Below are 11775 nucleotides of genomic sequence, written 5' to 3' on the forward strand. Positions count from 1 at the left end.
ATACTATAATATGCAGTTTGAGGGCATTGATGATTTGGAGATATAAAAATTAAAAAAGGTCTTAATTAATTAAGACCTTTTTTTATATCATCTTTTCTTATTTAAACCTCTTTTATATTAATGTCAATATCAATATCAATATGGGTTTGGTCTTTCGCGTTTTGTTTTCGGCATTCGGGCTTTAGTTTGTGCAAGACTTTATACAACCCAAAATACAAACCCAAAAATACCGCTGTTTCTAACCCGAATTTAATCAAATTGAATGGCAATATAATAGAAAAGATAAATCCCGCTTTAGAATAGCCTTGCAATACGCTCAAGCCGTATAGCTTTATGTAAAGAGGTATCATTATAAAGTAATTGGTCGCCAGCGCCATCGCTGTCGCCGCGAAAACGGCTATTACGCTTGAGATTGCAATCTTGAGCTTGGTTCGCTTTGAGTAATAAAACACTAACGATGCGACCAAGCAATACGCGCAAGACAAGATAAAGTTGGAAAGCTCGCCCACAAACATAGTGGAAGTGGAAGCTAAGCCTACCAAATTTTTGACCAACGCGATAAACACGCCCGCCAACGGATGTATATGAACAGCCGAGAAAATAATGGGCACGTCCGAAAAATCCACTTTCAAAAAGAAAATAGGAATTTTGGGAAACTCCGACAAGACCAAACTCAACGCGGTCATAATCGCGATAAACACTAAGTTATAAGTGTTGAAGAATTTGTTTTTGGACATTTTTCCTCCTTTTTGGTCTAAACGGGGGATTTAAAAAACCCTATTTTTGATAAAATAGGGCGTCCATTATTCTTAAATTATAATGGTCTTTCTCCCATCCGGACTGTTACCGTCGGTACAGGAATTTCGCCTGTTCAGAACAATCTATTTTTAGATTGTTGTAGCGGACTTTAACCGCCGGTGGGGACTTTCACCCCGCCCCGAAGACACATATTTTTATTTTATGATGTTACTATAATATCATATATTCGGCGCATATGCAAATGGTTACAATATATATTTTTAATCTTCTTCGCTCTTAGATTCGGGCTCTTCCAAGTTTTCCGATATATTGGCGTCTTTTGGCTGGGCCAAATCTTTCATATCCTTGTCCAAAATATCTATGGCTTCTTCTTCGGCTTTTTCTTGCCCTGCCAAATTATCAAGCGCTTGCTCGGCGATTTGGGCGGCCGATGATGTGCCTATTCTTTTTACGCCCAAATTATAAAACTCATATGCTTGTTCCAAGGTTTTTATGCCGCCGCTGGCTTTGACCTCTACGATGTTTTGGTCTTTGTCAACGCCTAAGATACTCTCGCGTTTTTGGGCGCTTTTGATGGTTTTTAGGATAAGCTTGACGGAATCAATATCGGCCGGACCAAAGTATCCCGTGCATGTTTTGATAAACCTTACGCCCGCGCGAACGCAAAGTTCCACAACGCGCGATATTTCTTCCTGGGTTAATAAATTAGTTTCTATAATAATCTTGACCGTTTTGCCTAAGGCCGCTCTTTTTACTTTTTTGAGTTCTTTATAGACATAATCCCAATTGCCCTGTTTTATTTGCGATATGGGTGCGACCACATCCACATCTTGCGCGCCCGCTCTTATGGCTTTTTTTATTTGCTTGACCTTTATGCCGGTAAATTCTTCGCCCAAAGGAAAGGCGACGACCGTCCCTACCTTTACGGGCGAGCCGTGCAAGAGTTTTTTGGCCTTTTTTATTTGCAAAGGGTTGACAATGACCGCGGCGAATTCGTATTTTTTGGCGTCTTCGCACAGCTTTGGATATCCTCGTCAACGACATCGGGACGAAGCAAAGTGGAATCCAAAATCTCCAAAATATCTTTTGAGTCTTTGTATTGCGTCATTAGTTATCTCCTTATCTTTTGAGTTGTTAAGGTTGTTCTTGTTTATATTTTTTGTTGTCTATTAATTTTTTAACCGCGCCGATGCCGTATTTGAACGCCGCCATAGCGCCAAAGCTGCACCAAATGCCTACCAAAAAATATCTGATAAACGAACCTAAGTATAATCCCAAGCCCCAAATCTCAAATAAAGGCTTAAAGCCCTCTTTTATCAAAAGAGCTATAGCCGCGCCAAAGATAACTTTTAGGATTTGAACCCACCATAATTCTTGCCTTACATCATAGCCTATATACCTTTTTTCCAAAAAGTATCCAATGGCTACCGAAATGGAAACGCCGCCGGCCACGAAAAAATCTTTGTGCGCTTGCTCGCTGTTAAAGATCAGCATTAAGATTATGGCTAGGGGTATGATAATCAGCGCCCAATATTCTTCTTTGTCTTTGAGTATGGAAAAAAGGCAATACGTCAAAACGGAAAAAATAGCGCCTATAAAAAAGCCCGCCAATACATCCGTCAGGTAATGCTGTCCAAGATATACCCTAGAAAGCCCGACCAAAACCACAACCAACAGCATAAGCGCCAAAAACCAGTATCGCTTTTTTCTTACCCCGAAATGGATGCCCAAAGTCGTATAAATAGAGGCCGCGCTTTGGGTGTGTCCGCTAGGAAAAGAATATCCGTGCGTAGGCGCGCCTATGCTGATTGCCGCGTCATGAGAAAACGGCCTGGGCCTTTTGATGACATTTTTCAAAATATTGACCGTAAAAGACGCCATCAAAAAATTAAGCCCCATAAACAAGCCAAATCTTTTGTCATAGCACCATAATATTGCAACCGTTACGGCCAAGAATGCTATTTCCTCGCCTAGCTTGGTAATGTTCAAAAATAACGCGTCAAAAAAGGGATTGGATAATTTTTGAAGCGCCCTTATAATATTGATTTCCCAACTCATTATAAATCCTTAAAAAATTATTCTTGAAATATGGTCACATTTTCCCCGTCGGTCCAAAGCCTTTCCAATTGATAAAACTTGCGGGTATCCTCGTAAAAAATATGCACAATAACTTCGCCGTAGTCCATAGCCACCCATCTGCCCTCTTGAAGCCCTTCGCTTCTTAACGGGCTGCGGGCATGTTTTTCTTCAAGCTGTTTTTCCAATTCTTGAGCCAACGCCTTGACAGCCGTATTGGAGGTCGCGGACGCTATCACAAAATAGTCCGCAATAATGGTCAAATGGTTGACATTGATCATGGTAATATCATTAGCTTTTTTGGAGCTTAAAATTCGGCAAATCTCCAACGCTAAATCTTTAGATTCCAATTTTGTTCTCCTTTTGATAATATTCGTAAGCGCTTATAGTAATAGGCGCTATTTCATAATTGTTTTGTTTTAGGAAATTTAAAGTGTTTTTTAGGGCTAACTCTACCGCTTGGTCTATATTTGTTCGGGCGGTTTGGACTATTTTATCAAGTCCCGGCGTCGCGCGGGTCGGCTCAAAATAATCCGCTAAGAAAATTATCTTTTCCAGCAAAGTCATTCCCGGCCTGCCCGTGGTATGATACTTTATGGCGTTTAGGATTTCTTCGTCTTTTATGCCAAAAAAAGTTTTGGCAATTTCATAACCAAAGTCCGCGTGCCGACAAATTGCGGGCAGTTCTATTGTTTGGTAAGAAATACTAAGGCCCAGTTCGTAAGCTCTTTTTAGATTAAGATTTTTTCCTATGTCGTGCAAAAGCGCCGCCAAAATAACCTTTTCAGAATCGGCTCCATATACATATGCGAGTTTTAGGGCCGTTAGCGTTACGGACAAAGTATGGTCAATGCGTTTTTGGGAAAGCCCGAATTGCGAATACTTATCCGTAATTGCGCGATATTTATTGTATAGCCCTTTTTGCTTGATATATTCAAAAACGCCCTCGGGGACATAATCGCGCGCTTGGTCAAAGGCGTTTCTTACCCTGATTTCGGTAGAGGAAATGTCTTGTCCTATAATATCTGATAAAATAAAATTGCCGCCGTATAAATCTTGGAATTCTTTTATGTCCTGCGCGACATTATTATAATGGGGGCGTCTAAACACCAAAAAAGTGGCAAGGCGGCTTAATTTACGCGGATGCCCCCAAGTTTTTAAGTCTTTCATGCTGTCCGCGCCGATAATATATATCAAATTGTCGCGATTAAGAAAATACTCTTTTTGGAAAAATTGCAATGTTTGATAGGTGTAACTTGGCCCGCCTTTTTTTATCTCATAGTCGCTAACTTCCAAATCCGGAAAAGCAAGCCTGCACATATTCAGCCTGTCCTCGGGCGAGGCGTCGGCGCTTTTGTGCGGCGGAATATAATTTGGCAAAATAATTACCTTGTCGTCATTTGAAAAATTTAATGAACTTATAAGTTCTATATGCCCGTAGTGCGGAGGGTCAAATGTCCCGCCAAAAATTATAAGTCTCACGGTTTTATTATACTATCTTTGCTCTTTTTTGAAAAGGTCTTTTGTTTATTATTAGAAAAATTGTCAATAATTAGGAAAAAAGGATATTTATATATGAGTAATAAGATATCGCGGTTTCTGGATTATTTGTTCGCAAGATGCTTAGCGGCGCTTATTATATTTATATGGATAAAATATTACGCTAAAAGCTGGTCGTTATCCATATTATATACAGCTATTGTTATGGCGGTCTTGATAATTGTCTTTGACATAATTTTTAAAAAAGACAAGCCCAAAGAATCCGCTACGGACAAAGCCAAAAAAGAACAAATAATGAACCAGTTATGTCTTAATACCGCGGCTCAAAATTTGGAATTTTTTGGCAAGTTGTTGTCCATTCAGTACGATGTAACCGCGCAAAAATCATGCCTTATTATTAAAAAAGACAATTTAAATATGGCCGTTTTTTTGAAGTTTTCAACATCTAAGCTCGCGCCCAATAATATCATAGACGCCATAAAAGACAGCAAAGAGTTTTACGCCAAAAAAATCTTAATATTATGCAACGGCGCGAACGCAAACGCTTATAGCTTTGCCGCTTGCATAGACGGCGTTCAGATAACAATCTTAGACGACAATGCGGTGTATGAGTTGATGAAAAGATATAATATGTATCCCGAAATAAATCTAAAAATAAATAAATTCCCAAAAAGCTTAAAACTAAAAGAACTAGCCGCTATCGCGTTGTCCAGAAAAAGAGTAAAGGGCTATTTTTTAGGGTCATTATTGTTATTGTTTTCAAGCTTTTTTGTAAGGTATTATATTTATTACCGCATAGCCGCGACTATAATGATGATTATGGCGCTGGTCGCTATGAAAGATTTTAAATTCGTCCAAGAAAAAGAAAAACTTTTGTAAACTTAATCAAACCATTCAAATTCGGTATCCAGCATTAAGACGGTATCGCCGTTTTGGATGCCTTTTTCTTTTAGGGCTTGGTCAATGCCAAGCTCTTTTAGCGCGCGCTGAAAATACGCCAAGGAATCGGGCTCGCTCAACACCACATTGCGCGCAAGGTTTTCTATCATCTTGCCGCTAACGACATAATATCCTTTTTCCAAAACTTCCACTTGGAAAGCGTTGTCTTCCAAATCCTCTAATTCAGCCTCGGGCTCAAATTGCAAATCGGGAACGGGCAATTTTTTTAGTTTGTCCGCCGTTATCGCCAAAAGCCTGTTTATGCCCTGTCTTGTCGCGGCCGAAATCAATACCGCGTCATCTAAATTGGTCGCTTTTTTGAATTGTTCCACTTTGGTTTGGTCTTGCAAGATATCGGCTTTGTTTAACACCACTATTTGAGGCAAATCGGCCAGTTTGTCCAAAAAATTTTTGAGTTCTTGGTTGACTATATTATAGTCGTCAACGGCGTTCCTGCCCTCTATCTCGGATATGTCCACAACATGAAGCAGCAGCCTAGTGCGCTCTATGTGCCTTAAAAATTGATGGCCCAATCCCGCGCCTTGCGCCGCGCCCTCTATAATGCCGGGGATGTCCGCGGCGACAAAGAAATAATCTTGATATCTGACCACGCCCAAAGAAGGCGACAATGTTGTAAAAGGATAATCGGCTATCTTGGGCTTGGCTTGCGATATAACGGACAAAAGGGTGGACTTGCCTACATTGGGATAGCCTATTATGCCCACATCGGCGATGAGTTTTAGCTCCAATGTGACAACGTATTCCTTGGTTATTTCCCCGCGCTGGGCGAAACGGGGCGCACGTCTTCTTGACGTGGCGAACTTGGCGTTGCCTCTTCCGCCGCGCCCGCCTTTTAGCAATACCTTTCTTTGACCGTCATAAACAAGGTCGGCGACAATCTTGCCTTCTTGGTTTTTGATAATTGTGCCCATGGGCACTTTTATTATTAAGTCTTGGCCGCTCTTGCCCGTTTTTTTGTTGGTTTCGCCGTTTTTTCCGTTTTCGGCGCGGAAATGCCTATTATACTTAAAATCCAAAAGCGTATTTAGGTTTTTGTCCGCGACAAATATTATATCCCCGCCTTTGCCGCCATCGCCTCCGTCCGGCCCGCCGTCGGGAACATAGCGCGCGGTAAAAAAGGATACTTTGCCGTCGCCTCCATTTCCAGCTTTGATTACTATTGTAGCTTGATCTATAAACATAGCTTTCCTAGTTATATTTATTCGCTTTTTTATTTAGTTTTTTCTTGGAGTTTTTTGATTATTTGTTCGGCGGCTTTTTTGCCCGCGCCCATAGCCAAAATAACCGTTGCCGCGCCCGTCACGGCATCGCCGCCCGCATAGACGTTTTTAACGGTGGTCATGCTGTTTTCGTCTACAATCAGCGCGCCTTTATTGGTAGTCTTTAAGGCTTGATAGCTGTTTGCCAGCAGCGGATTAGGGCTTGTGCCTATCGCCACAATCACCGTGTCGCATTCTATTATATAATTAGTGCCTTCAATTTCAACGGGTCGCCGCCTGCCCGTCTCGTCGGGTTCGGTCAATTCGCATTTTAGGCATTCTATGCCCGTAACTTTGCCGTCTTGGCCCAAAATCCTTACGGGCTGGGACAAAAGCTCAAACTTGACGCCTTCTTCCAGGGCGTGCTCGGCTTCTTCGGCCCGACAGGGCATCTCTTGTTTGGAACGGCGATAAACGACATAAACTTCCTGGGCGCCCAATCTCAGCGCCGTTCTCGCGGCGTCCATAGCCACATTGCCGCCGCCCAACACAACGACCTTATTGCCCCGCCAAACAGGCGTGTCATAATCGGGGTCGTAGGCTTTCATAAGATTGACCCTCGTTAAGTATTCGTTGGCTGAAAACACGCCGTTTAGGTTTTCGCCCTCGATGCCCAAAAACTTGGGCAACCCCGCTCCGCTGCCTATAAATACGGCGTCGTATTCTTGTAAGATTTCTTCCATTGTTATGGTTTTGCCCACTACCGTGTTAAGCTCTAGCTTTACGCCTAGGCCCAAAACTTTGTCTATTTCTTTTTGGACTAAGACTTTGTGCAATCTAAACTCAGGTATGCCGTATATCAGCACGCCGCCCGCTTTGTGAAAAGCCTCGTAAATAGTTACTTCGGCTCCTCCTAGCGCCAAGTCTGCCGCGGCCGTAAGTCCCGCGGGGCCCGCCCCGATTACCGCCACTTTGCCGATTTTTTCTTTGGGAACGGCCGGCGTATCGTCAAAATGCTTTAGCGCGTAATCGGCTGTATATCGCTCCAGCGCCCCTATCGCCACGGCTTGACCGTCCACTCTTTTTCTTATGCAGTTTTTTTCGCATTGTTCTTCCTGGGGGCATACCCTGCCGCACACGCCGGGCAAGTTATTGGTTTGCTTTATTATATCAATAGCGCCTTTTTGGTTTTTCAAGGTCAATTGCTTGATAAAGGCGGGTATGTCAATATTGACCGGGCAGCCTTTGATACAGGGCGCGTTTTTGCATTGCAGACATCTTTCCGCTTCTAATATCGCCGTTTGGTCGTCAAAAGGACAACTGACTTCCTCAAAAGTTTTGATTCTTTCCAACGGGTCTTTTTCTTTTTGTTTTTGTCGCTCGCGTTTTACCATAAATGCTCTCCTATAATTGCCTTTTTTGCCCTTTAAGACGGCATAGGTGTTCCCGTTCGTAATCCAAATATGTCTTGGAACGGTTGATAGCCTCGTCCCAATCAACCAAATGCCCGTCAAACTCAGGCCCGTCCACGCACGCGTATTTTATCTGTCCGCCTACCGTAACGCGACAGCACCCGCACATGCCCGTGCCGTCTACCATCAATGTGTTCATACTTACAATTGTCTTAATGTTATGCGTTTTGGTAAGGGCGCAAACGGCTTTCATCATTGGTATCGGTCCCACGGCAAACACCAAATCGTAATTTTTGCCCTGTTCTATAAGGTCTTTTAACGTATCGGTCACAAAGCCTTTCCTTGCATAGCTGCCGTCGTCCGTAGTAAGATATAAATTCTTGGCGACGCTTTTGAACTCCTCTTCATACAAAATCAGATCTTTGTTGCGCGCTCCGATTATCACATCGCAAGGCTTTGAGATAGATTTAAACATCTTCGCCTGCGGAAAAACATCGGCGCAGCCTATGCCGCCGCCCACTAAGACGGGGTTTGAGTATATATCCAAACGCGAAGCCTCGCCCAAGGGGCCTACTATATCGCATACGCTGTCGCCCGCGTTAAGACGCGATAGTTTATAGGTCGTGCCGCCCACCACTTGAATAAGCAAGGTCAATGTTCCCTTTTGCTTGTCAAAATCGCATATGGAAAACGGAACTCTTTCGCCTTTTTCATCCGCGCGTAAAATTACAAATTGTCCAGCCTTGGCGTGTTTTACGACTTTAGGCGCTTCAAAAACAAATTCAAATATATTCTCGGCTAGTTTCCGTTTTGACAATATTTTGCTCATAAAAAACACAAAACTCCTTTACGCAGCAATCTTCGCATTTGGGTCTTTTGGCATGGCAAGTCTTTCTACCGTGGACGATAAACAAATGGTGGGATATGGTCAACTGCTGGTTTTCTATAAGCCTTACCAAATCCATTTCGGTCTTTTCGGGCGTAGGGGCGTCGCTAAGACCCAACCTGTGCGAAACTCTAAAAACATGGGTGTCCACGGGCATTGCCTGCTCGCCAAAAGCGACCGCCCGCAAAACATTGGCGGTCTTCCTGCCCACGCCCGACAAGCTCATCAGTTCTTCTTGGGTCTTTGGCACCTTGCCGCCAAATTTATAGACTATATCTTTGGAAGCTTTGATTAGATTTTTTGCTTTGGCGTTATAAAAACCGCAAGAATATATGAGTTTTTTTAGGTTTTCTTCGTCAGCGCGCGCCATCTTTTCGGGCGTGCCGTATTCTTTAAAAACGGCGGGCGTTATTTTATTGACCCGCTCGTCCGTGCATTGGGCGCTTAGTATTACCGCGACAAGCAACTCAAACTCGTTGTTGTAACGCAAAGCGGTATCGGGCGCGCCGTAACAATCCTTTAATTTTTTTATAATCCGCGCGGTTCTTTCGTCCATTTTTTATTCTTTTAATTCTATCACATCTTGAAAGGTTTGCAAGTATTTTTACTTAAGGCTTGCCCTTATTGTCTTGAAGCCAAGCGACCGTGTCTTTAATGGTTTGCGTTAAATCTCTCGGCTGAAAGCCTAGCTGATTGACTGCTTTTTGGATATCAAAATCACAATTGCGTTGCAATATGGAAATGCTGTAAGGATTAAAAGCGCAGCTTTTGCCGAATATTTTAAATAATCCATTAGCCAAAAAACCAAAAATATACATCAAGAATAAAGGCAACCTTATGTAAATACTTTTTGTGTTTGAAAATTTGCCTATTAATTTGGCTATTTCTTTTATGTCTTTTTTTTGGTTGGCTATGATATAGTCTTGATTGCCGTATGGGCTGTCCATGGCGCTTATCATTGCCGCCGCGACATCCCTAACATCCACAAAGTTATACGAACCTTTGAAGTAAAATTTCAAAAAAATCTTGGACTGGTAATAAGAAATAATCTTGCGGGAATACGAAACTCTATAATCCCTAGGACCGATTACCGCGGAAGGAAAAACGCTTACGATATCAAGCCCGCGTTGCCTGCCTCTGTCTATCTCTTGGCTTGCCAAAACCTTGGTCTTGGCGTAAGCGCCTTTTACGTTATTGATACCGGTTTCAACATCTTCAATGATTTTGCCCGTTTTGGGCGTTTTTAGCGCTTCCACGCTATTGGCAAAGATAAGCCTTTTTACGCCGTGTTTTAGGCAAGCGTCAATAACATTGCGGACGCCCAGCACATTGGTCTGGTATAATTCTTGGGTTAGTTTTTTGCCCAAGCTTATAACGCCCGCGGTATGAAACACATATTGGCGGCCCTCAACCGCTTTTTGCGCGTCTTGATATTTTTTGATATCGCCTATTACTACTTGGGAAACAAGGTCTTTAATATGGTCAATGCCTTTTGGACTTCGGACCAAGATTTTTAGACGGTCCTTTGGAAAAATTTTGGACAATTCATATACCAAAGTATTGCCGATATGACCTCTGGCGCCTGTGACTAATACCATATTAACCCCAAAAAATATATAATAAAAACACAATAAAGTATAGCACCAAACGGCGCTAATGACAATAAAACTAAAAAGGCTATAAAAGATTAAAGGCGATTTCTTTTACAGCCAATCCATATAGGTTTTTAAGTCCACATAACCGTCATCGCTTACCTTGACGCCCTCGCTTTCTAAAAGTTTTTTTTGGATTTGCTCGCCCCCAAAGGCAAAACTAGGGGCGAGTTTGCCATGGCAATTGACTACGCGGTGGCACGGGATATTTTCAGGGTCAGGGTTATGATGCAAAGCGTATCCCACCACCCTGCTTGCGCGCGGGCTGCCCGCCATAAACGCGATAACGCCGTATGTGCAAACCTTGCCTTTTGGGATTTTTTTGACCGCTTCGTATACTCTTTGGAAAAAATTTGCCATAGACTTTTTACCTTGGTTTTTAACTTTATTATCTATTGTTTTTATATCTTATTTTAAGTTTTTTAAAATGTTTTGTATTACCTTTAACAACTCTTGAGAGTCTTTTAAGCTGAAAATCGGGCTCTGTTTTTGGTTATTTTGTTGTAATTGCTCAAAATACTCTATCTCATACTCATAGCCGTTGATTTTGTGCGGGAAAGAGAATGTTTTGGCCTGGCCTTTTGTTTTCAAAATGACTTTATCCGCGCCTATATAATAAGGAAGGATTATTTTGCCCTTTTCGCCTAAAATAACGGCTTTTATATTCGGAATCTTTTTCTTGATGCTGCTAATTAGACTGGCCTTCGCTCCTTGTATGTTTTCTAAAACAATTTTATCAACCAAATCTATGCCTTGAGGGTCGCGTTTTATTAAGGTTTTTATTACGGTAAAATCGCCCAAAACCAACCTTGCCAAAAACATGTTATAAATGCCTATATCCAGCAACGCGCCTCCGCCGTTTTGGTCATACAGCCTGGATACCGACCTTGGGATATTTATGCAAAAGCGGCAATCCAAAGATACAACCTTGCCGATCGCCCCGTCATTGATAAGCTCTTTTGTCTTATGAATGGCGGGCAAATAAGCCGTCCATAAAGCCTCCGCCAATAAAGCGTTGTTTTCTTTCGCAGCGGCGGTCATAGCTTGCAACTCGTCCATATTTATGGCATTGGCTTTTCGCATAAAACCGATTTGCCTTTTTGCAAGCACATAAGGCTGTCAGGCATATGGCGCTTGTTGACCGTGGCGATATAGGCGATATCAAATTTGTCAAAATCTATATTTTCATAAGAATAAAAATTCTGGATGCCGTGTTTTAAGGCAAAATTTTGAGCCCTTTTAAAATCCGACGATACAACAGCCGTTATTTGTTTTTGGGATTGTTTTAACACATTCAAAAATGTCGCGGCCATTCTGCCCGTGCCGAAGAC

General features: G+C 42.4%; 15 protein-coding genes and 1 riboswitch. Of the genes, 1 reads left to right on the plus strand and 14 read right to left on the minus strand.

Translation table 11 applies throughout. The features are described 5' to 3' along the window. Positions 1-101 precede the first annotated feature (101 nt). From GX756_04915 to nadD, 6 genes are all read right to left on the minus strand, one after another. Positions 102-737, minus strand: a complete 636-nt coding sequence (locus GX756_04915) for an ECF transporter S component (GenBank protein NLC17203.1) — start codon at positions 735-737, stop codon at positions 102-104. Between the two features lie 81 nt (positions 738-818). Next, positions 819-949, minus strand: a riboswitch (FMN riboswitch). 70 nt (positions 950-1019) lie between these two features. Beyond that, positions 1020-1778: a deoxyribose-phosphate aldolase gene (gene deoC, locus GX756_04920; GenBank protein NLC17204.1), complete on the minus strand. Its 759-nt coding sequence runs from the start codon at positions 1776-1778 to the stop codon at positions 1020-1022. After that, positions 1718-1867, minus strand: coding sequence for a hypothetical protein (locus tag GX756_04925; GenBank protein ID NLC17205.1), 150 nt, complete (start codon positions 1865-1867; stop codon positions 1718-1720). The genes deoC and GX756_04925 overlap by 61 nt, the downstream gene beginning before the upstream one ends. A gap of 26 nt (positions 1868-1893) precedes the next feature. Continuing rightward, positions 1894-2817, minus strand: coding sequence for a phosphatase PAP2 family protein (locus GX756_04930; protein ID NLC17206.1), 924 nt, complete (start codon positions 2815-2817; stop codon positions 1894-1896). Positions 2818-2834: 17 nt separating this feature from the next. Further along, complete coding sequence (gene rsfS, locus GX756_04935) at positions 2835-3185, minus strand: ribosome silencing factor (protein NLC17207.1); 351 nt, start codon at positions 3183-3185, stop codon at positions 2835-2837. Beyond that, a complete protein-coding gene (nadD, locus tag GX756_04940) occupies positions 3175-4317 on the minus strand; it encodes a nicotinate (nicotinamide) nucleotide adenylyltransferase (GenBank protein NLC17208.1) in 1143 nt (380 codons plus the stop codon). The genes rsfS and nadD overlap by 11 nt, the downstream gene beginning before the upstream one ends. A 93-nt stretch (positions 4318-4410) precedes the next feature. Between nadD and GX756_04945 the strand changes: the two genes are divergently transcribed. After that, positions 4411-5214, plus strand: a complete 804-nt coding sequence (locus tag GX756_04945; GenBank protein NLC17209.1) for a hypothetical protein — start codon at positions 4411-4413, stop codon at positions 5212-5214. Between the two features lie 2 nt (positions 5215-5216). Here the strand turns inward: GX756_04945 and obgE are convergent, their stop codons facing one another. From obgE to GX756_04985, 8 genes are all read right to left on the minus strand, one after another. Further along, the gene (gene obgE / locus GX756_04950) at positions 5217-6476 is read right to left on the minus strand and encodes a GTPase ObgE (protein ID NLC17210.1); all 1260 of its coding nucleotides are present in this window, start codon (positions 6474-6476) and stop codon (positions 5217-5219) included. A gap of 29 nt (positions 6477-6505) precedes the next feature. Further along, complete coding sequence (gene gltA, locus GX756_04955; GenBank protein NLC17211.1) at positions 6506-7888, minus strand: NADPH-dependent glutamate synthase; 1383 nt, start codon at positions 7886-7888, stop codon at positions 6506-6508. Between the two features lie 10 nt (positions 7889-7898). Continuing rightward, positions 7899-8735: a sulfide/dihydroorotate dehydrogenase-like FAD/NAD-binding protein gene (locus tag GX756_04960; GenBank protein NLC17212.1), complete on the minus strand. Its 837-nt coding sequence runs from the start codon at positions 8733-8735 to the stop codon at positions 7899-7901. Continuing rightward, positions 8689-9348, minus strand: a complete 660-nt coding sequence (gene nth / locus GX756_04965; GenBank protein NLC17213.1) for an endonuclease III — start codon at positions 9346-9348, stop codon at positions 8689-8691. Before nth ends, GX756_04960 begins: the two co-directional genes overlap by 47 nt. Before the next feature lie 52 nt (positions 9349-9400). Next, positions 9401-10390, minus strand: coding sequence for an NAD-dependent epimerase/dehydratase family protein (locus tag GX756_04970; GenBank protein ID NLC17214.1), 990 nt, complete (start codon positions 10388-10390; stop codon positions 9401-9403). A gap of 105 nt (positions 10391-10495) precedes the next feature. Further along, entirely contained in the window at positions 10496-10804 is a 309-nt protein-coding gene (locus GX756_04975) for an MGMT family protein (protein NLC17215.1), read from the minus strand. Between the two features lie 48 nt (positions 10805-10852). After that, positions 10853-11527, minus strand: coding sequence for a Gfo/Idh/MocA family oxidoreductase (locus GX756_04980; protein NLC17216.1), 675 nt, complete (start codon positions 11525-11527; stop codon positions 10853-10855). Further along, the coding region (locus GX756_04985) for a Gfo/Idh/MocA family oxidoreductase (GenBank protein ID NLC17217.1) at positions 11506-11775 on the minus strand (270 nt) is incomplete at its 5' end. The genes GX756_04985 and GX756_04980, both read right to left, overlap by 22 nt.

Source organism: Clostridiales bacterium (assembly GCA_012512255.1).
Taxonomy (GTDB): Bacteria; Bacillota; Clostridia; order Christensenellales; family DUVY01; genus DUVY01.